We start from the raw sequence: 20,651 nt of genomic DNA, 5'->3' as shown, positions 1-20,651 counted from the left end.
CCCCTCTAATCGTCGACGCCACGAGCGACGAGGGCATCGCCCATCGCGTCGGCGGTGCGGAGTGCGCGGACGAGGACAGGCGTGGCGAGGGCAGTCATGGACCACTGCAATCCGCGTGCTTTGCGCGCCTCGGACACCTCGTGCACGATGGTGGCCAGCACCGGGATGCACCTGATGGCGAGGGCGAGCATCAGACCGATGCGGTCGGGGTCGACGCCGAACCGACGGAGTGGTCCGAGCGCGCGAGTGACGGTGTCCAGCATGTCCGTCACTCGGGTCGTCAACGTGACGAGTGCGGCGAGGGCAACGGAGATCACGAGCACTCCGCACACCACCACCGCTCGTTGCCAGTCGGTGATGATCACCTGGAAGACACCGATGATCAGCACCATCCACAGCACGGGACGTAGCTGCGCTGCAGCAAGTTTCAGCGGAATACGTGCCACGACGAACAACCCGGCAACGACGAGTGCGACCGCGCCGACGTGCACGGGTGTGCGCGCGAAGATCGTAGCGAGGATGATCGACGCCAGGAGCAATAGCAGCTTGGTACCCGCAGGCAACCGATGCAACAGAGAGTTCCCCGGCCGGTACAGCCCGATCACAGGACCGACTCCCGGTACGCCGGAACCGCCGCGTCGGGGGTGCCGTCGAACGCAACCGCACCGTCGTCGACGACGATGACGCGCTCGAACGACTCGAGAAGAGCGAGCTGGTGGGTGACGACGATGACCTGCTGGTCGATGGAGTCCAACGCGTCGGCGACGACTCGGGCGTTGCGGAGGTCGAGCAGAGTGGTCGGCTCGTCGGCGACGACGACCTCCGGCCTGCGGATCAGGACGGCTCCGATTGCCAGGAGCTGCTTCTGACCGCCGGACAGCAGATGCGCGGGATGCTCGGCGTGACCGTCGAGGCGGAACCTCGTCAGTATGTCCTGGACTCGCTCGGCGATCTCGGGCTTGCTCAGCCCCGATCGGCGGAGCGAGAACGCGAGATCCTCCGCGACCGTGGGCATGACGATCTGCGTGTCCGGATCGGTGAAGACGAACCCCACCTTCTTACGGACCTGTGCGCCCTTCTTCGCCGCGTCGATGCCGTCGACGGTCACTTTTCCGGATGTCGGCGCGAGCAGCCCGTTGATCGTCCGCGCCAGCGTCGACTTGCCGGATCCGTTGGACCCGATGATGCCGACACGCCGCTCGGTGATGGTGAGATCGATGCCCCGCAACACTTCTCGTTCACCGAAGGCATGACGAACCTGCTCGAACACGATCTCGCTCACTGCACACGCTCCACGATCATCGCTACCCCCTGGCCGCCGCCGATGGCGCACGCGGCCAGTCCCAGTTCCGGCCCGTCCGACGCGAACATCCAAGTCGCCAACCGCACGAGCAGGATTGCGCCCGATGCACCCCACGGGTGCCCCATCGCAATGGCACCGCCCTGCGGGCACAGCAGATCCTCGTCGATGTCCAGTTCGTCGGCGACTGCGAGCACGACGGATGCGAACGCCTCGGTGATCTCGACGACGCCGATGTCGGACAGCGCAACCCCGGTGCGACGTAACACTTTCTCGATGGCGGGAACCGGGCCGAGACCGGGCAGCGACGGATCGGATCCCGCCACCGCGGACCCCAGAACACGTAGCGCCGGAAGACCTTTCGAACCCGCCTGCGTCGTCACGGCGAGAACGGCTGCGCCGTCGGAGATTCCGCACGAGTTTCCCGCGGTCGCGGTGCCGTCCGGTGTGAATGCCGGACGAAGTCGGCTCAACCTGGCCTCGGTCATGTTCGATCGAATGCGTTGATCGCGGTCGACGCCGGCTATCGGAACGATCTCGGACGAGAAATCCGTCGCCGCGGCCAGCGCATGCGAACGGGCCGCATAGGCGTCCTGACGTTCTCGGCTGATCCCTCGGATCCTGGCAAGATCGTCCGCCGCGACTCCCATGTCGGGGTCGGGGTAACCAGGAGGAGCAAACGGTGCACGGGTGTAGCGCTCGCGCGTGTCCGGCCAGAGTCTCCACGGTGCGGTGCTGGCGGATTCGACGCCACCGGCCAGGATCAGGTTGTCCTCGCCGCTGCGGATTCGGGCGGCGGCGAGCGCGACGGCGTCGAGGCCGGAACCGCACTGCCGGTCCACTGTCACCCCGGGCACGTCGACGCCGAGCCCGGCGGCCAGGGATGCGATTCGCGCAGGGTCGCCGCCGGGGCCGAGGCAGTTGCCGAGGACGACGTCGTCCACCTGGTGTGGCGCCCCGGCGTCGCGCAACGTCTCGAGTACCGCGGTGAGGACCGGAGCCGCGAGGTCCGTCGTGGTCAGCTGGGAGAATCCGTGGCCCGCGCTGCCGACCGGCGTTCGACGTGGTGCCACGAGAACCGGCGCAGCAGCACTGTACGCAGACCGACTCATGACAACGAGTCTCTCACTCGGGCGCGGGCGATCTTTCCGCTACCGGTGCGAGGTAGACGGTCGACGACGACCCACCGCCTCGGGACTGCTTCCTTCTGCAATGCGGCGCGAGCACGGGCCTTGACGGAATCGAGGACGACCGGGTCGTCCAGTTCGAGGACGGCAGTCACCGTCGCCCCGAGGACCGTATGTGGTGTCCCGACGACCGCCGACGCACGCACCCCGTCGATGGCGTCGAGCAGTCGTTCGACGTCCTCGGCGATGACCGTCGTACCACCGACGTCGACGGCTGCGTCACCTCGGCCGCGGACGACGAGGTCACCGTTCGGCCCGCGCTCGGCCAGGTCGCCGACGCAGACCCACTCGTCGGCGCCGAGGACGCGGTACGGCGACCTGACGTACAGCAGACCGTCGCGGATCTCCGCGTCCACGCCGGGAAGCAACCGCAGCGGCTCCGGGACCACGCGGGCAGCGACGAGCGACAGTTCGGCCGCACCGTAGTACTCGACCACACGGAGATGTAGTCGATCGAATCGGTCGTTCCTGCCAGCTCCACTCCAGCCCTCGGCTGCCCCGGAATCGAAAGTCGTGCCTGCCACGACGGCGAGGCGCAGTTCCGGGGCGGTCTCGACGAGAGTTCGGAGGACAGCGGGTACTGCGTGAGCGACCGTCGCACCTCGCGGATCGTCGGTCACGCATGCACCGACCCACAGGGCGTGGACGGCGGCGAACAAGTGCATGGTCGCGTGCAACGGACCGGTGACGAGCACCCGATCGGACCCGTCGATACCGGTGATGGAGGTGAACTCGTCGAAGCTGTCCGTCCAGGACTGCACTGTCCGGGCGAGCGGCCGAGACCTGCCCGTCGACCCGGACGTGCCGATCAGCAACCATGCGCCCGCAGGCACGGACTGGCGCTCGGGCCTGGCTGCCGGGTCCTCGACGTGCACCGCTCGGCCCTGCCTGGCTGCCGCGAACACGCAGATCAAGGCATCGGGAACAGCGAGTTCCGACGCGTCGTGTGCCGAGTGTTCGTGAAGACGAGGTGCGGGCCAGGCGTCGACCGCGGCGTCGAACTCCGCGTAGGTCAGCCGGGTGCCTGCCCAGTCGATCGCGAGAGCATCCGCGGCGTGCGGCAACTTCACGTGTGGACGATGCCCGGGTACGCCCGGTGAACACTCTTCGCGACGACGGTGGCGATGACGACCTTGACGAGGTCACCGGGAACGAAGGCGAAGTTGGTGGAGACGGCGGCCCACACACTCAGGTCCGTGCGCAGCAGCAAGCCGATGGTCCCGAAGATGTAGACGACGACGATGCCGCCGATCGCGTTGGCGAGCAGTCCGAGCACGACGGGGTACTTCGGCAGGATCCGTACGGTCAGCAACCCGATCACGAAGACGGCAGGTATCCAGCCGACGAGGTAGCCGGCGCTCGGCCCTGCCAGCGCGGTGAGCCCGGTGCGTCCGCCCGAGAGCAGCGGCAGCCCGATCAAGGTCAACGCGATGAACACTGCTACAGCGATGACGCCTTTGCGTGGTCCGAGAACGGCGCCCGCCAGGATGACACCGAGGGTCTGCAGCGTGATCGGAACGCCACTGAAGCCGACCGTGATGGCCCCGGCGAGTCCGAGAGCTGCGATGAGCGCGGCGAACACTGCGACCTGCGCCATGTCTCGAGCGGAGACGTGAAACCTCGAACTCGCCACCGGTGACTCCTGTACGCCTTCGGAACCTGACATGACCACTCCTCGTGATGCAGACTTGAACGGCGTTCAAGGTAGCAGGTCGACGAGGGTGGCGACACGCGCGTCCCTACGACGGGTTCGCAGCGAACCGTGCGAGTTCGGTGCTGACCACCTCCGGCAGCCCGTTGTTCTGGGTGCGTGCAGCCGTCAGCACGTCGAGGTGGTTGTACCCCTGCACAACGATCGGACGGTCGCCAGGGTGACCGGAGGGAGGAAGCTCGATCCCGCCGGTCCCCTGCAGAGTGAGGATTGGATTGCGGTGCACTCCGTCACGGTGCAGGCGATGCTCGCGAATGGCCGTCGAACTCGACTGCGCCAGGTCTGTGCTCAATTTCGTGGGAAAGTACCACTCGGTGAAGTCGAGCGGCGGCTCGGCGAGACTGCGCGCCAGCTGTGAAATCGACGTGACCTCGCTGCTGGAATCGGTGTAACGCGCGGTCTGCGGCGAGCTGTCGAGCGAGTCGTAGTCGTTCCAGGTGTACACGGTGTTCGGGTCGCCGTAGAGCGCAGGGGCCGCCTTCTTCGCGTCACCGAGTGCACTCCCGACCACCGGCAGGGTCTCCATTCCCGGCAACGTGGGAAATGCTTTGTCGACCACAGGTTGTGCACCGATGAACCCGACACTGGCCTGCAGGAAGCCGAACGGCTGTGAATTGTCGTCGAGCAACGCACCGAGGACAGCGTCGTTCGTGGCGTACAAGGTGCGTACCGACGGATTCCCGGTGGTTGCCATGAGTGCGTCCTTCGACAGCAGCGCCCTCAATGTCGCGTCGATGTTGACGTTGTTCGGCAACACGTTCACCAGATCGTTCACACCGCCCGGGTCCAGCCTCGCCGCTACTCCGGCCATCGCGAGCAAATTGGTGGTCTCGGGATTGATGACGGCGGGCAGCGCGAGAACCGGAAGCGCACTGTCCACGAGGCCTGTGAGATCCGCAATCGGATCGGCAACAGCCGCAGGCAGATCGAGATCCGGGATTCCGCGAACAAGTGGCGGGGTGCCGGCCTTGACGATGGTGTCGAGGGCGAAGTAGCCGCCGCACTGGTTGTAGCCGGCGTCGTCGAGTGTTTCAGGATTTCCGTCGAAGTCCCATTCGGCGAAGTACCCGGTGACGAACCCGCCGAGCGAGTGGCCACCACACAACACTTTCTCTTTACGAAGCTTCTGATCCGGCAGTTCGAAGCGCAACAGATCGTACTGGTCACGCACTGTCTGCTCGATACCTTGATTCGACAACCACGCAGTGCGGTCACCGTCCGCGAAACCGTCGAAGGTTCGGCCGTCGATCTCCGCGCCACCGTAGTAGTAATCGGTGGCCGTCTCGAGGTTGCCGGTTGCCAGCGCCGCCCGGGTACCGGTGTGATCCTCCAGGCAGTTCGACCGACGATCGAGCGCCCAGAACTCGACGTACGATCCTTGCGCGGCGGCAGCCGACACGGTGTTTCCGGCGACCGACTCGAACGCGCTCGCGCCCTCGAAGATGCCGGGCTGAGCGACGAGGATGCGGTCGGCGTCGGCCGAGTCGGTGGGGCCGTCGACGGACTTCCACCGCAGATAGGACAGGGTGTCGCACTCCGGTGGATGAGGCAACGCGTCGGGCGGCAGCGGCGCGAACACCGAGACCATCGACGCCTCCACCTCCGTGACGGGCGAACTCGACACCACCGGCGTCTCGCTCCTGCGCTCGGCACCCGACACCCCAGGCACCGCTCCCGCCGGACTGCCTACGACAACCAGCAGAACCGCAGCAACAACTGTCGTCACCGAACTGCGCACGAGATTCCCCCTCGACACGATCCACCCCTGATCGAGTGACAACGTAGACCGAGCGCGGCTCGCGCGGGCCGATACGGTGGTATCCATGACGCGCACCCTCGTCCTGATGCGACACGGCAAGTCCGGCTACCCCGACGGTGTTCCCGACCATGATCGCCCGCTCGCCGAGCGTGGACAGCGTGAAGCGGCGCTCGGTGGTCAGTGGATCATCTCGGACATCGGCACGGTCGACGCAATCCTGTGTTCGACGGCCACCCGCACCCGCGAGACCCTCGTCGCGACGGGAATCGAGGCCCCCGTGACCTTCGAAGAGCGCATCTACGGCGCGTCACCGGACGAGATCATCGACGAGATCGCTCTGACCGACGACGCGGTGCATACACTCCTCGTCGTCGGGCATGCCCCCGGGATCCCGTTCACGGCACTGGAATTGGCCGAAGCCGACGGGTCCGAAGCCGCTATCGAGATCGGCAGGAAGTTCCCGACGTCGGCGATCGCCGTTCTGACATTCGACACGTCGTGGGCCGAGATCGGCCGTGGTACCGGGGTACTGACCCGGTACCACGTTCCCCGCTAGCGCGCGTCAGCTCTTGAGCTTGGCGGCCACGAAACCGACGACGCCGAGAGCAATCAACAACAGCAGCGCGGTACCGAAACCGGCGAGCCACCACACCACGGCGAACACCACAAGGGCAGGCGCTGCGGCGATCAGGGCGATGCCCGGGTTCTCGCGAACCGTCTCGAGTGCCGTCTGCGCGTGAACGCGATCGATCTTCTTGCCTGCCATGGGGAACCTCCCAGTTGTCGCGGACGTCCGAGGCGAGTCCGTTATGCCGTGTTCTCCACAGTAGCGCGCATCGACTCGGTGCCGCCGCAGCACGGACGGCCTATCCGGACAGCGAACTCACCAGCTGAATCAGCTCGGCGTCGGCGTGCCACAGGGCATCTCTGTCGTACGTGGACGTCGACGCGAGGATCTCGTCGGCGCCGGTCCGGTCGATCAGCTTCTCGAGTTGCGACGCCACCTCGTCCGGTGTGCCGTGGACCCCCGCCGCGATCGATCGCTCGACACGTTCCCGCGTCCGTGGCGGCGCAGAATCGAGGTCGATGTCCGACGGCGGCGTCAGCGGCGGAAATTCTCCGGTGCGCCTGGATTGGGCCATGGCCCAGGCCTCGGGGAGAACCAGTTCACGCGCTCGCTCGGCAGTATCGGCGATGGTGATGTCCAGCGAAACAATCACGGTCGGTTCGGGATTGGACTCGGACGGCTGGAAACGCCTCCGGTACACCTCGATCGCCGACGCGTCGCCCTTCAGGATCGGTCCACCCACAACCACCGGCAACCCGGCACGAGCCGCGATCGCCAACCCCTGCCCCGTCGCGAGTACGAACAGCGGGGGTGCCGCGGTCGCCGGCCGCACCGTCACCGGGCCCGACCCGTCGAGATATCGCCGTAGCTCGTCCAGATCGTCCTCGAACGTATCCGCGGCGCTCGTACGAAGGGCCTCACGTACGGGACCGGTGAATCCCAACGAACGCCCGACCCCGGCGTCGACACGACCTGGATACAACGCTTCGAGCATGGCGAACTGCTCGGCCACGACGAACGGCTGATGGTTGGGCAACATCACCCCGCCCGACCCGAGTCTAATGGTCGACGTCCTGGCTCCGATCGCCGCGAGCAGCACCGGAGGAGCGCCGCTGGCGATACCGGGAACACCGTGATGCTCGGCGACCCAGAATCGGTGGAAGCCGAGCTGCTCCGCGTGGACAGCACGTTCGATCGTCGCCGTCAACGCAGCAGCGTCCGGCGACCCCAGCCGGGTTCGAGAACGATCGAGAACGGAGACGCGCACCTTCACGCCAACCAGTATCGCGTCGGGCATATTTCTTCACGACGAAGTCACCGAAGAGGACCGTTTCTGTCCGCGATCACGTTCAGACTGATCGTCATGGACATCAAACTCGAACTCGTCATCATTCCCGTCTCCGACGTCGACCGCGCGAAGGACTTCTACGTGAAGATCGGATTCAACGCCGATCACGACTCGAGTCCCACCGAGGACATCAGGTTCGTGCAGCTGACTCCCCCGGGATCCGCCTGCTCCATCGCCGTCGGACGCGGCATCACCGACGCCGCCCCCGGCAGCGTCGAGGGCCTCCAGGTGGTCGTCGCCGACGCGGAGGAAGCCCGAGCACACCTCATCGACGCCGGACTCGACATCGACCCCGTCGTCGACATGGGCTGGGGCAAGTTCGTGTTCTTCGCGGACCCCGACGGCAACAAGTGGGCCGTCCAGCAGCTGCCACAGTATTGACGCCCCGGCACGGCCGATCTGGAAATTTCCCAAGGTCACGGACATCCGGTCGCTTTTCGGTGTCCGAATGAGGAACAATGGCCGGTGGTCGGGACGGACACAGGGTTTTCGAACTGCAGGGGGCTACACACGTGAAGCGACGTCAACTGCTGCAACTGGCGGCAGCTGGAATCGTCGGATTGGCAGTACCGCCGCTCGCCTCGGCAGGCCGAGCCGGTGCCATTCCCATCGGGGTCGGGTCCATCCGTGGCCTCGTTCCCGAACTCTTCGCCGATCCCCCTCGCCCACCGGACCATTCCCCCGTCATCGTGATCGGATCCGGCTTCGGAGCCAGCGCTGCGGCACTGCGCCTCGCCCAGTCCGGCACCAAGGTCACCGTCCTCGAACGCGGCCTGCGGTGGCCGCGTGACCCGTGGCGGGACATCTTCACCTCCGACATGACCGCCGACGGACGCGGCCTGTGGCGGCAGAGCTCGTTCACCAACATCACCGGACTGCCCGTCGGGCCGGTCGATCACTTCGGTGGTGTCCTCGACACCACCCGCTTCGAGAACCTGTCGGTCTGGCGCGCCGCCGCTGTCGGCGGCGGTTCCGTCGTCTACACCGGCGTCACCATCGCACCGGATCGCCGATTCTTCGACATGTCCTTCGGCGGACGCCTGTCCTACGACGAGATGGCAGGCACCTGGTACCCGAAAGCCCGGTCGATGCTGCTGCCGTCGCCGATCCCTGCCGACATCCTGGGCAGTCCCAACTTCGCGCACTCGCGCACATGGGACGACCATGCCCGACGAGCAGGCTTCACTCCCGAGGCCGTCGACGGCAACTGGAACTGGAACGTCGTCCGCGACGAGATCGCCGGCCGATCCCGCCCGTCGGCAACCGTCGGCGCCAGCACGTTCGGCAACTCCAACGGCGCCAAGCACGACCTCACCCAGAACTACATCCCGCAGGCCGAAGCCACCGGCAACGCACTCGTCGCGCACAGCCACGAGGTCGCGTCCATCGGCACCGAATCCGGTGGCCGATACCGCGTCGAGGTACGCCGAGTCGATCCCGAGGGCAACGTACTCGAAACGCGCACCCTGACGTGTGACAAGCTGGTACTCGGCGCCGGATCCATCGGCACCACCGAACTGTTGCTGCGCGCACAGGCCACCGGCGCACTGGGCAACCTCAACGAATTCGTCGGACGCGGGTGGGGAACCAACGGCGACGCGTCCATGACCCGATCCCTCGGGCCCGCGGCGGGAGTCCCGCAGGCCGCGCCGTGCGCGTCACGCATCGTCGACGATTCCGGCCTACCCCTGACCGTCGAGAACTGGTACGTGCCCGGAGTCCCGTGGGATCTCGGGTTCATCGGATCCCTCGGTATGACGATCGACCCGCTGCGCGCCAACTTCAGCTACAACGCGGCCACCGACTCGATGTCACTGTCGTGGCCCAAGGGCGGCAGCCGAGACACCGTGGAAGCACTACGCGCAGTACAGAACCGGATGGCCGACGCCGGCGGCACCGTCGTCTCCGCCGAGCCGTTCACCCGCGACGTCGACGACACCTTCACCGCCCACCCCCTCGGCGGCGCAGTCATCGGCGACGTCACCGACTCCTACGGCCGCGTCAAGGGGCACGATGGCGTGTACGTCGTCGACGGCGCCCTCATCCCGGGCAGCACGGGTGCCGCCAACCCTTCACTGACCATCACGGCGTTGTCCGAGCGCAACATCGCCCGGATCATCGCCGACGGGCGGTAGAGCGGCTCCGACGCCCGTGCCGATCAACCCAGTTGGATCTCCGGGCGACCGTCCGGAACGGTGACCGTCGTCGCCGTCCGGACCGCAGCCCCCGGCCTCGACACCGCGTCGAGAACCCTTACCTCCGAACGCCATTCGTCCGGAGTGAGTATCGACCGCAGGTAACCGCGACGCGCATTGCCGTACTTCACGTGGGGCGAGCCGTTCGCGATGGCCGCACCCGTCGTGTCCACGTCGGCACCGTCCTTGCCCGACGCGATCGACGTCGTCGCGATCTCGACACCCACCACCGGAGACGCCTGATCCTGGTAGTCCCGCCGGAGTTCCGACACGATCGTGCGATGGATGTCGCCGACGATCGACGCGACATTCGTCGTCCCGCGCTCCCGTGCGCCGTCCAGAATCCGATGACGGGACGCCTCGTATCCGCTCCACGGATCCATTCCGACCTTGCGATCGCCGTCCAAGCCCTGCGCTAGATCCGAGATGACCGTTTGGTGCGCAAGGAAATTCCACTTCGACGGCGATGCGAAACCGTCGAGAATCCACTTCTCCTGCTCGGCGCCGGTGATGGTGCGCGAAGGATCGGCCGTCTCCGCGTTCTGCGCGTGTTCCTTGTCTCCGTTGGCCTGGTCGCTGCGGTACTGCCTCGTGTCCAACACCGAGAAATCCACGAGGTCACCGAAACTCAGACGGCGGTAGACCTTCATGTCCGGGCCCTGCGGCTTCAGATTCGCCCGCACCGGAGTGTTCTCCCACCACGCCTTGAACGCATCGGCCCTCCTGTTCAGGAACAACACCGGATCGTCGTCGTCCTGACTGATCTGCGAAGCCCAGTTGTTGTCCACCTCGTGATCGTCGAACGCCGACACGAACGGCGCCGACGCATGCGCTGCCGCCAAGTTCTCGTCGGCCTTGTACATCGCGTACCGGTCGCGATAGTCGCTGAGCTGCATGGTTTCTCGGCTCGCGGACTCCGGCCTCGGTCGACCGGCCCGGGCGCCCTCGTCCTTGATCGCGTACTCGTAGATGTAATCCCCGAGAAAGAACACGACGTCGAGGTTCGACGCCGCCAGATCCGCGTAGGCACCGAAGTACCCGTCCTCCCACTTCTGGCACGACGCCCACCCGAAATCGAGCCTGCTCAGCGGCTGCCCAGCGGACGGCGCAGTCTTCGTCCGACCGACCGGACTGGCATGCGGGCCGACCAGGAACCGGTAGAAGTACTCGCGCGCAGGCTCCAGGCCACGCACATCCACGTGGACGGACCACCCGTCGAACTCCGTCGCGAGTTCGACGCCCTGCGCCGTCACCCGGGTGAAGCGTTCGTCGGCCGCGATCTGCCACTGCACCGGCACCACACCCGGCGTCATACCACCGGCAGGAGCGAACGGATCCGTGGCGAGCCTCGTCCACAGCACCACCGAATCCGGCAGAGGATCACCGGACGCGACTCCGAGCCGGAACGGATAGCTGCTGGGCGTCCCCGACTGCGCGCTCGCCTTGGCGGGGTTCAGTTCCGGCGCGAACGCCAACGCCCCGACCAGCGCACTCCACGTCAGAAACTGTCGCCTCGTCGCCCCTCCTCGCAGAGAGATGTCCCGTCCGATGTTCACGTCTCGATGCCCCATCCTCCGAGGCTCTCCCGTGGGCACGAACTGGACTTGTCGGGCGTCCGACATTTCGATGAACGCGGACTGTCGGTGTCCGCAATACCGTGCATTCTGGACTCATGACATCACTCGATCGCACAGGATCCCAGATCGACCACTTGAACTTCGGCGTCCACGATCTCGCGGCCAGCGCGGAGTTCTACAGTGCAGCCCTCGAACCGCTGGGCATCACCGAGATCATGCGAGTGCCGGTCGGACCCGATCAGCTCGCGATGATCGCGTTCGGTTGGGCCGCGGTGAAACCGTTCTTCTGGATCGTCGACGCACCAGGCTCACGGATCGGTCCGCACACACACTTGGCCTTCAGTGCACCGGACCGGGCGACGGTCGACGCGTTTCACGTGGCCGCACTCGCAGCCGGCGCCACCGAACTCAGGGCTCCCGGGTTGCAACCGGAGTACCACGCGACCTACTACGGTTCGTTCGTACGCGATCTCAACGGCATCGATCTCGAAGCCGTCTGCCACCACGACTGAGAACACGGCTGGGGACACGGCTGGGGACACGGCTGAGAACACTGCTGGGGACACGCAAAAGCCCCGCACCCAATCGGATGCGGGGCTCTTGCTGTGAGTCCTAGCGGTATTCGTTCGAGAAACCGTAGTCGTCGAGCGGCACTGCGGCGCCGGTGTTCTGGCCGAAGCCGTCCGGGCTGTAGTACTGATCGTCGTACGACGGCACTGCGTATGCCGCAGCGCGTGCCTCCTCGGTGGGCTGCACCTGGATGTTCCGGTACCGGTTGATGCCGGTACCAGCCGGGATGAGCTTACCGATGATCACGTTCTCCTTGAGACCGATGAGCTTGTCGCTGCGGGTGTTGATAGCCGCATCGGTGAGCACACGAGTGGTCTCCTGGAAGGACGCTGCCGACAGCCACGAGTCGGTGGCCAGCGACGCCTTGGTGATACCCATCAGGACCGGACGTCCGGCTGCGGGCTCGCCACCCTCGGCGACGACACGACGGTTCGACGCCTCGAACTCGCTGCGCTCGGTCAGAGAACCGGGCAGGAATTCGGTGGAGCCGGAGTCGATGATCGTCACGCGACGGAGCATCTGGCGCACGATCGTCTCGACGTGCTTGTCGTGGATCGACACACCCTGACTGCGGTAGACCTCCTGGACCTCGTTCACCAAGTGAATCTGGACCTGGCGAGGACCCATCACGCGCAGCACCTCGTGCGGATCGGCAGCACCTTCCATGAGCTGCTGGCCGACCTCGACGTGGTCACCGTCCGCCAGAAGGCGCTCGGTGCCGTCGTCGTGCTTGAAGACACGCAGACGCTGACGCTTGGAGAGCTTGTCGTAGACAACCTCTTCGCCGCCGTCGTCCGGGATGATGGTGATCTTGTAGAAACGATCGCCGTCCTCGAGCTGGATGCGTCCCGACACGTCCGCGATAGGAGCCTTGCCCTTCGGCACACGTGCCTCGAACAGCTCCGTCACACGAGGCAGACCACCGGTGATGTCATCTCCGGCGACACCACCCTGGTGGAAGGTACGCATGGTCAGCTGGGTACCGGGCTCACCGATCGACTGTGCGGCGACGATACCGACGGCCTCACCGATGTCGACGAGCTTGCCGGTGGCCATCGAACGGCCGTAGCAGGTGGCGCAGACGCCGGTGCCGGTGGTGCAGGTGAGCACCGAACGGACCTTGACCTCGGTGATGCCGGCCTCGATCAGAGCATCGATGGCAGGATCGCCGACGTCGTGTCCACGAGCGACGATGATGTTGCCGTTCTCGTCGACCGCGTCCGTGGCCAGCGTGCGAGCACGCGTGCTGGTCTCCACGTGTGCGTCGCGGATCATCGTGCCGTCGGCGAGCTTCTCGGCGATGGTCGTGACGATTCCGCGCTCGGTGCCACAGTCGACCTCGCGAACGATGACGTCCTGCGACACGTCGACGAGACGACGCGTCAGGTAACCCGAGTCGGCGGTACGAAGCGCCGTGTCGGCCAGACCCTTACGAGCACCGTGCGTGTTGATGAAGTACTCGAGGACCGTCAGGCCTTCCTTGAAGGAAGACTTGATCGGACGCGGGATGAACTCACCCTTCGGGTTGGTCACCAGACCCTTCATGCCGGCGAGCGACCGCACCTGAGTCATGTTTCCGGCTGCGCCGGACTTCACGATCATCGGGATGGGGTTGTCGTCGGGGAAGTGCGCCTCCATGGCCTTACCGACCTGCTCGGTCGCGTCCTGCCAGATCTTGACCAACGCAGAGTTGCGCTCGACCTTGTCGAGTGCGCCACGCTGGTACTTCTTCTCGATCTGATCGGCCTGAGCCTCGAAGGTCTCCATGATCTGCGGCTTCTCCGGCGGCACGAGGACGTCGGAGATCGAGATGGTGACACCCGAACGCGTGGCCCAGTAGAAGCCTGCGTCCTTCAGCTTGTCGACAGTCTGTGCGACGACGATCATCGGGTAACGCTCGGCGAGATCGTTGATGATGGTCGACTGACGCTTCTTCGGCATCTGCTCGTTGACGAACGGGTAGTCCGCCGGGAGCAGCTCGTTGAAGATGACACGTCCCAGAGTGGTCTCCGCGGTCCATGCATCACCGCGGTTCCAGCCGTTCGGGAACAGCTCGGCCTCGAGGTCCAGCGGCGGACGCTGGTTCGTCAGACGAACCTTGATCTGCGACTGCACCCGAAGAGCGCCACGGTCCACTGCCATCTGAGCCTCGGCAGGCGACGAGTACGCACCGAACTCCGGCTCGTCGGTCTTGGCATCGACGCGCTCGCCCACGGCACCCGCGTCGAGACGCGTGAGGTGATACAGACCCGTCACCATGTCCAGACGCGGCATGGCGAGCGGACGGCCCGAAGCCGGCGAGAGGATGTTGTTCGAGGACAGCATCAGGATGCGTGCCTCGGCCTGAGCCTCGGCCGACAGCGGAAGGTGGACAGCCATCTGGTCACCGTCGAAGTCGGCGTTGAACGCCTCACACACGAGCGGGTGGAGCTGGATGGCCTTGCCCTCGACGAGCTGCGGCTCGAACGCCTGGATGCCCAACCGGTGCAGGGTAGGTGCACGGTTCAGCAGCACGGGGTGCTCGCCGATGACCTCTTCGAGAACGTCCCACACCTGCGGACGCTGACGCTCGACCATGCGCTTGGCCGACTTGATGTTCTGCGCGTGGTTGAGATCCACCAGACGCTTCATCACGAACGGCTTGAACAGCTCGAGAGCCATCAGCTTCGGCAGACCACACTGGTGCAGCTTCAGCTGCGGGCCGACGACGATGACCGAACGGCCCGAGTAGTCGACGCGCTTTCCGAGGAGGTTCTGACGGAAACGACCCTGCTTGCCCTTGAGCAGATCGGACAGCGACTTCAGCGGACGGTTGCCCGGTCCGGTGACCGGACGTCCACGACGGCCGTTGTCGAACAGGGCGTCGACCGACTCCTGCAGCATCCGCTTCTCGTTGTTGACGATGATCTCGGGAGCACCGAGGTCGATCAGTCGCTTGAGGCGGTTGTTGCGGTTGATGACACGGCGGTACAGATCGTTGAGGTCGGACGTCGCGAAGCGTCCACCGTCGAGCTGCACCATCGGACGAAGCTCCGGCGGGATGACCGGGACGGCGTCGAGAACCATGCCCATCGGCGAGTTGCGGCCGGCCTGGAACGCGGCGACGACCTTCAGACGCTTCAGAGCGCGGAGCTTCTTCTGCCCCTTGCCACTGCGGATGGTCTCGCGCAGATTCTCGGCCTCGGCGTCGACGTCGAAGTTCTGCATGAGCTTCTGGATCGACTCGGCACCCATGGCACCGGTGAAGTACTCGCCGTACCGGTCGATGAGCTCGCGGTAGATGAGCTCGTCGACGATCAGCTGCTTCGGAGCCAGCTTGGTGAAGGTGTTCCAGATCTCCTCGAGACGATCCAGCTCACGCTGTGCGCGGTCACGGAGCTGACGCATCTCGCGCTCGCCGCCGTCCTTGACCTTGCGACGGACGTCGGACTTGGCGCCCTCCGCCTCGAGCTCGGCGATGTCGGCTTCGAGCTTCTGAGCGCGAGCCTCCAGGTCGGCGTCACGCTGATCGGCGACAGCCTTCTTCTCGACCTCCATCTCGGCCTCGAGCGTCGAGAGCTCGTTGTGGCGGAGCTCGTCGTCGACCGTGGTGATGACGTAGGCAGCGAAGTAGATGATCTTCTCGAGATCCTTCGGTGCCAGGTCGAGCAGGTAACCGAGGCGCGACGGAACACCCTTGAAGTACCAGATGTGGGTGACCGGAGCAGCCAGTTCGATGTGGCCCATGCGCTCACGACGCACCTTGGCGCGAGTGACCTCGACGCCGCAGCGCTCACAGATGATGCCCTTGAAGCGGACGCGCTTGTACTTGCCGCAGTAGCACTCCCAGTCCCGGGTGGGGCCGAAGATCTTCTCGCAGAAGAGGCCGTCCTTCTCGGGCTTGAGCGTGCGGTAGTTGATGGTCTCCGGCTTCTTGACCTCGCCGTAGGACCAATTGCGGATGTCCTCCGCGGTCGCGAGACCGATGCGGAGTTCATCGAAGAAGTTGACGTCGAGCACGTAACTTCCTTTCCCCGTGATGGGTGTTGTGCTGTGCGAATCAGATCAAGTCGATCGCCCCGTGGGCCCACCTGCTGCGTGTCGGCAGTGCGGTGAGGCCCACGGGACCGAGAAATCTACTGCGCGAGGTCGTCGACGGTGGCAGCTTCGTTGCGGGAGAGGTTGATTCCCAGGTTGGCTGCGGCACGCTCGAGGTCCTCGTCGTCACCGTCGGCCATCGTGATGGCTGCACCGTCCGAGGACAGCACCTCCACGTTGAGGCACAGCGACTGGAGCTCCTTGAGGAGCACCTTGAAGGACTCGGGGATACCGGGCTCCGGGATATTCTCGCCCTTGACGATGGCCTCGTACACCTTCACGCGGCCGACGACGTCGTCCGACTTGATGGTGAGGAGCTCCTGCAGCGTGTAGGCAGCGCCGTACGCCTGCATTGCCCAGCACTCCATCTCACCGAAGCGCTGACCACCGAACTGAGCCTTACCACCGAGGGGCTGCTGCGTGATCATCGAGTACGGCCCGGTCGAACGAGCGTGGATCTTGTCGTCGACCAAGTGGTGCAGCTTGATGATGTACATGTAGCCCACCGACACCGGGTACGGGAACGGCTCGCCGGAACGACCGTCGAACAACGTGGCCTTTCCGTCGGGGCCGACCATCTGCACGCCGTCACGGTTGGGGATCGTGCTCTCGAGCAGACCAGCGAGCTGGTGCTCCTTGGCGCCGTCGAACACCGGGGTGGCGATGTTGCTGTCGGCTGGAGCAGCCAGCATCTCCTCCGGCAGACGCTCGGCCCAATCGGGCTTCGTGCCGTCGGTGGCGATCTGGACGTTCCAACCAGTCTTGCCGATCCATCCCAGGTGCGTCTCGAGAACCTGACCGATGTTCATACGACGCGGAACACCGTGGGTGTTCAGGATGATGTCGATCGGGGTGCCGTCGGGCAGGAACGGCATGTCCTCCTGCGGGAGGATCTTGCCGATGACGCCCTTGTTTCCGTGGCGGCCGGCGAGCTTGTCGCCGTCCTGGATCTTGCGCTTCTGCGCGACGTACACACGAACGAGCTCGTTGACGCCGGGAGGCAGATCGTCGTCGTCCTCGCGTGAGAACACGCGAATGCCGATGACCTTTCCGCTCTCGCCGTGAGGAACCTTGAGCGACGTGTCGCGAACCTCGCGGGCCTTCTCACCGAAGATCGCGCGCAGCAGGCGCTCTTCCGGGGTCAGCTCGGTCTCGCCCTTCGGCGTGACCTTTCCGACGAGAACGTCACCGTCACGAACCTCGGCACCGATACGGATGATGCCGCGCTCGTCGAGGTCGGCGAGGACCTCGTCGGAGACGTTGGGGATGTCGCGAGTGATCTCCTCGGCACCGAGCTTGGTGTCGCGGGCATCGATCTCGTGCTCCTCGATGTGGATCGAGGTGAGGACGTCCTCTTCCACGAGGCGCTGCGACAGGATGATCGCGTCCTCGTAGTTGTGGCCTTCCCACGGCATGATCGCGAGCAGCAGGTTCTTGCCGAGCGCCATCTCACCGTTCTCGGTGCACGGGCCGTCGGCGAGGACCTGACCGGACTCGACGCGCTGACCCTCGTCCACGATCGGACGCTGGTTGGCGCACGTGCCCTGGTTGGAGCGCGCGAACTTACGCATGCGGTAGGTCTTGCGGCTTCCGTCGTCGGCCATGACCGTGACGTAGTCCGCGGAGACCTCCTCGACGACACCGGTCTTCTCGGTGATGACGACGTCACCGGCGTCGACGGCAGCACGCAGTTCCATGCCCGTTCCGACGATCGGCGACTCGCTCCGCACCAGCGGCACAGCCTGACGCTGCATGTTCGCGCCCATCAGGGCACGGTTGGCGTCGTCGTGCTCGAGGAACGGAATCATCGCGGTTGCGACCGACACCATCTGGCGAGGCGACACGTCCATGTAGTCGATGTCCGAGGACGAGACGAACTCGACCTCTCCACCCTTACGACGGACGAGAATCTTGTCCTCGGTGAAGTGCCCGCTTGCGTCTACAGGCGAGTTGGCCTGCGCGAGCGTGTGGCGATCCTCTTCGTCCGCAGTCAGGTAATCGACGTCGTCGGTGACCTGTCCGTCGACGACCTTGCGGTACGGCGTCTCGATGAAACCGAACGGGTTGACCCGTGCGTACACCGACAGCGAACCGATCAGGCCGATGTTCGGGCCTTCAGGGGTCTCGATGGGGCACATACGGCCGTAGTGCGACGGGTGAACGTCACGAACCTCGAGGCCTGCGCGCTCACGCGAGAGACCACCGGGGCCGAGGGCCGACAGACGACGCTTGTGCGTCAGACCCGACAGCGGGTTGTTCTGGTCCATGAACTGCGACAGCTGGGAGGTTCCGAAGAACTCCTTGATCGCGGCGACGACGGGACGAATGTTGATCAGGGTCTGCGGCGTGATCGCCTCGACGTCCTGAGTGGTCATACGTTCACGAACGACGCGCTCCATGCGGGACAGGCCCACGCGGATCTGGTTCTGGATCAGCTCGCCGACGGTGCGGAGACGACGGTTGCCGAAGTGGTCGATGTCGTCGACCTCGACGGGAACCTCGACGCCGTCCGGAGCCGTCATCGAGGTGTCACCTGCGTGCAGACGCACCAGGTACTCGATGGTGGCGACGATGTCTTCCTCGGTGAGGGTCGACGCGACGATCGGCTGGCCCGAGTTCAGGCCCAGCTTCTTGTTGATCTTGTAGCGGCCGACGCGAGCGAGGTCGTAGCGCTTGTCCTTGAAGAACAGGTTCTCCAGCAGAGTCTGCGCCGACTCCTTCGTGGGCGGCTCGCCCGGACGCAACTTGCGGTAGATGTCGAGGAGAGCCTCGTCGGTACCGGCGGTGTTGTCCTTCTCGAGCGTCGCCATGAGGATCTCGGAGAAGCCGAAGCGCTCCGTGATCTGCTCGGTGGACCAGCCGAGAGCCTTCAGCAGCACCGTGACGGGCTGGCGACGCTTGCGGTCGATACGAACACCGACCGTGTCGCGCTTGTCGACGTCGAACTCGAGCCATGCACCGCGGCCAGGAATGACCTTGACGCTGTGCAGGTCCTTCTCCGTCGTCTTGTCGATCGAGTGATCGAAGTAGACGCCGGGCGAACGGACGAGCTGCGAGACGACGACGCGCTCGGTTCCGTTGATGATGAAGGTGCCCTTGTCGGTCATCATGGGGAAATCACCCATGAACACCGTCTGGCTCTTGATCTCGCCGGTGTTGTTGTTGATGAACTCGGCAGTGACGAACAGCGGAGCCGCGTACGTCATGTCCTTGTCCTTGCACTCGTCCTGCGAGGCCTTGACCTCGTCGAACCGTGGGTCGGAGAAGGAAAGAGACATCGAACCCGAGAAATCCTCGATCGGAGAAAGTTCGGTAAGGATGTCTTCGAGACCACCGGAGACATTGCTGTCCCCGCGCGCGGCGGCACGGTCACGCCAACTCTGCGCGCCTACCAGCCATTCGAAAGAGTCCGTCTGTACATCGAGGAGACCGGGTACCTCCAACGGTTCGCGAATGTTCGCGAACGAAACCCTCCTCGGGGCTCCCGGTGTTCCGACAACTGCCTTGGTCTGGCTAGAGACTGCCAAGATGCGTCCTTCCAGCACCTCACGCGGGCCGCTCGTGCAGTGCGACCGCCGCTGTATCTGCTTGCTTCAATGTGGGGCGAATTCGCTGGTCACAACCAGACCGAATCCCCACTGCAATCTCTTCGAAGTAACACTTCGCAGACACGGCAATCGAGAGGTGGACAGGAGGCAGCCAGCGCAACGTCCAAAGGTACCCCAAATGTGCGCAGGGCGCAACAGGGGCATCAAAAGTAGCACCCGAGCCAAGGACCGGCGTCGCCTTCGAACACGGCGTGTCGCGGTCGAGCAATCGACTTCCACGATCGCTTCGGGGTGCCTTCGTCAGGACAAGAGTGACCCCTGCGCGCCTCGGCGTCAAGAGGAACATCCGTCGAGTTTCGTACTCGCTGCCCGTTTCGTGACCATCCCGATCGGTCCGTCCGAAGACTCCCCCGCCCCGCCCCGACCCACCCGACCGCCGACGTCTTGACCGAACGTGGCGTTCGGTCACTCCAAGTGACCGAACGCCACGTTCGCTCCTCCGGGGGCACGAGTCGGACTCGTCGGAAATGCCTACCCGGCCACCCGCCGCCGACACAGAACACACTGTCCGACCGACACCGCCCCACCGGACCACGCGGCACATGCCACATGGCACATGTGCACCCTCGGATGGATCGAACGCCACGTTCGGTCAGTCAGACGGACCGAACGCCACGTTCGGTCCGGAAAACCAGGGCACCCGGGCACACGGAGGGGACGACGGCTGGAAATCCGCTGAACGACAGACAGTTCCGCGACGGGTGCTCGAAAACTGGTCACCATCACAAGTTTTCGTCGTTCGCGGCATCAG

The 20,651-nt window shown here is 65.1% G+C and carries 15 protein-coding genes; 4 read left to right on the top strand and 11 right to left on the bottom strand.

Going from position 1 to position 20,651, the window contains the following annotated elements; translation table 11 throughout:
* Nucleotides 1-5 precede the first annotated feature (5 nt).
* The 6 genes from ACFULT_RS18080 to ACFULT_RS18055 all read right to left on the bottom strand — a co-directional run bounded on the left by ACFULT_RS18080 (nucleotide 6) and on the right by ACFULT_RS18055 (nucleotide 6,023).
* Nucleotides 6-605: an energy-coupling factor transporter transmembrane protein EcfT gene (locus tag ACFULT_RS18080; RefSeq protein WP_037105683.1), complete on the bottom strand. Its 600-nt coding sequence runs from the start codon at nucleotides 603-605 to the stop codon at nucleotides 6-8.
* The gene (locus ACFULT_RS18075; RefSeq protein WP_037105680.1) at nucleotides 602-1,282 is read right to left on the bottom strand and encodes an energy-coupling factor ABC transporter ATP-binding protein; all 681 of its coding nucleotides are present in this window, start codon (nucleotides 1,280-1,282) and stop codon (nucleotides 602-604) included. The genes ACFULT_RS18080 and ACFULT_RS18075 overlap by 4 nt, the downstream gene beginning before the upstream one ends.
* A complete protein-coding gene (locus ACFULT_RS18070) occupies nucleotides 1,279-2,412 on the bottom strand; it encodes a thiolase family protein (RefSeq protein ID WP_378482073.1) in 1,134 nt (377 codons plus the stop codon). The genes ACFULT_RS18075 and ACFULT_RS18070 overlap by 4 nt, the downstream gene beginning before the upstream one ends.
* On the bottom strand, nucleotides 2,409-3,557 hold the full coding sequence (locus tag ACFULT_RS18065; RefSeq protein WP_378482072.1) for a synthetase: 1,149 nt from the start codon (nucleotides 3,555-3,557) through the stop codon (nucleotides 2,409-2,411). The genes ACFULT_RS18070 and ACFULT_RS18065 overlap by 4 nt, the downstream gene beginning before the upstream one ends.
* Nucleotides 3,554-4,084: a biotin transporter BioY gene (locus tag ACFULT_RS18060; RefSeq protein ID WP_019665527.1), complete on the bottom strand. Its 531-nt coding sequence runs from the start codon at nucleotides 4,082-4,084 to the stop codon at nucleotides 3,554-3,556. Before ACFULT_RS18060 ends, ACFULT_RS18065 begins: the two co-directional genes overlap by 4 nt.
* A 142-nt stretch (nucleotides 4,085-4,226) precedes the next feature.
* Complete coding sequence (locus tag ACFULT_RS18055; RefSeq protein ID WP_378482071.1) at nucleotides 4,227-6,023, bottom strand: hypothetical protein; 1,797 nt, start codon at nucleotides 6,021-6,023, stop codon at nucleotides 4,227-4,229.
* On the opposite strand from ACFULT_RS18055, the gene ACFULT_RS18050 reads away from it, so the two are divergent.
* Nucleotides 6,022-6,513 carry a SixA phosphatase family protein gene (locus ACFULT_RS18050; RefSeq protein WP_378482070.1) on the top strand — a complete coding sequence of 164 codons (492 nt, stop codon included), beginning with the start codon at nucleotides 6,022-6,024 and terminating at the stop codon, nucleotides 6,511-6,513. The two genes, ACFULT_RS18055 and ACFULT_RS18050, sit on opposite strands and share 2 nt — an antisense overlap.
* 6 nt (nucleotides 6,514-6,519) lie before the next feature.
* Here ACFULT_RS18050 and ACFULT_RS18045 read toward each other — a convergent pair whose 3' ends face one another.
* Both ACFULT_RS18045 and ACFULT_RS18040 read right to left on the bottom strand, forming a co-directional pair.
* Complete coding sequence (locus tag ACFULT_RS18045) at nucleotides 6,520-6,723, bottom strand: hypothetical protein (protein WP_037105667.1); 204 nt, start codon at nucleotides 6,721-6,723, stop codon at nucleotides 6,520-6,522.
* A 100-nt stretch (nucleotides 6,724-6,823) separates the two neighbouring features.
* A complete protein-coding gene (locus tag ACFULT_RS18040) occupies nucleotides 6,824-7,792 on the bottom strand; it encodes an LLM class flavin-dependent oxidoreductase (protein ID WP_378482175.1) in 969 nt (322 codons plus the stop codon).
* A gap of 96 nt (nucleotides 7,793-7,888) precedes the next feature.
* On the opposite strand from ACFULT_RS18040, the gene ACFULT_RS18035 reads away from it, so the two are divergent.
* A complete protein-coding gene (locus ACFULT_RS18035) occupies nucleotides 7,889-8,254 on the top strand; it encodes a VOC family protein (RefSeq protein ID WP_026347865.1) in 366 nt (121 codons plus the stop codon).
* A gap of 131 nt (nucleotides 8,255-8,385) precedes the next feature.
* Nucleotides 8,386-10,008 carry a GMC oxidoreductase gene (locus ACFULT_RS18030; protein WP_378482069.1) on the top strand — a complete coding sequence of 541 codons (1,623 nt, stop codon included), beginning with the start codon at nucleotides 8,386-8,388 and terminating at the stop codon, nucleotides 10,006-10,008.
* Between the two features lie 23 nt (nucleotides 10,009-10,031).
* On the opposite strand, the gene ACFULT_RS18025 is transcribed toward ACFULT_RS18030, so the two are convergent.
* Nucleotides 10,032-11,639: an alkaline phosphatase D family protein gene (locus ACFULT_RS18025; RefSeq protein WP_378482068.1), complete on the bottom strand. Its 1,608-nt coding sequence runs from the start codon at nucleotides 11,637-11,639 to the stop codon at nucleotides 10,032-10,034.
* 101 nt (nucleotides 11,640-11,740) lie between these two features.
* Here ACFULT_RS18025 and ACFULT_RS18020 point away from each other — a divergent pair, with 101 nt between their 5' ends.
* Entirely contained in the window at nucleotides 11,741-12,157 is a 417-nt protein-coding gene (locus ACFULT_RS18020) for a VOC family protein (RefSeq protein ID WP_378482067.1), read from the top strand.
* Nucleotides 12,158-12,257: 100 nt separating this feature from the next.
* On the opposite strand, the gene ACFULT_RS18015 is transcribed toward ACFULT_RS18020, so the two are convergent.
* Nucleotides 12,258-16,214: a DNA-directed RNA polymerase subunit beta' gene (locus tag ACFULT_RS18015; RefSeq protein WP_019665535.1), complete on the bottom strand. Its 3,957-nt coding sequence runs from the start codon at nucleotides 16,212-16,214 to the stop codon at nucleotides 12,258-12,260.
* Between the two features lie 116 nt (nucleotides 16,215-16,330).
* Nucleotides 16,331-19,837, bottom strand: coding sequence for a DNA-directed RNA polymerase subunit beta (locus ACFULT_RS18010; RefSeq protein WP_037105654.1), 3,507 nt, complete (start codon nucleotides 19,835-19,837; stop codon nucleotides 16,331-16,333).
* Nucleotides 19,838-20,651 lie beyond the last annotated feature (814 nt).

It is taken from the genome of Rhodococcus sp. NPDC057297 (assembly GCF_042667435.1).
GTDB lineage: Bacteria > Actinomycetota > Actinomycetes > Mycobacteriales > Mycobacteriaceae > Rhodococcoides.
This window is presented reverse-complemented; position numbering and strand designations above follow the sequence as displayed.

Coding starts and splice junctions, on each gene's coding strand:
- ACFULT_RS18070 (WP_378482073.1), bottom strand. CDS start 2,412: ATGAGTCGGTCTGCGTACAGTGCTGCTGCGCCGGTTCTCGTGGCACCA.
- ACFULT_RS18060 (WP_019665527.1), bottom strand. CDS start 4,084: ATGGCGCAGGTCGCAGTGTTCGCCGCGCTCATCGCAGCTCTCGGACTC.
- ACFULT_RS18050 (WP_378482070.1), top strand. CDS start 6,022: ATGACGCGCACCCTCGTCCTGATGCGACACGGCAAGTCCGGCTACCCC.
- ACFULT_RS18055 (WP_378482071.1), bottom strand. CDS start 6,023: ATGGATACCACCGTATCGGCCCGCGCGAGCCGCGCTCGGTCTACGTTG.
- ACFULT_RS18045 (WP_037105667.1), bottom strand. CDS start 6,723: ATGGCAGGCAAGAAGATCGATCGCGTTCACGCGCAGACGGCACTCGAG.
- ACFULT_RS18035 (WP_026347865.1), top strand. CDS start 7,889: ATGGACATCAAACTCGAACTCGTCATCATTCCCGTCTCCGACGTCGAC.
- ACFULT_RS18025 (WP_378482068.1), bottom strand. CDS start 11,639: ATGGGGCATCGAGACGTGAACATCGGACGGGACATCTCTCTGCGAGGA.
- ACFULT_RS18020 (WP_378482067.1), top strand. CDS start 11,741: ATGACATCACTCGATCGCACAGGATCCCAGATCGACCACTTGAACTTC.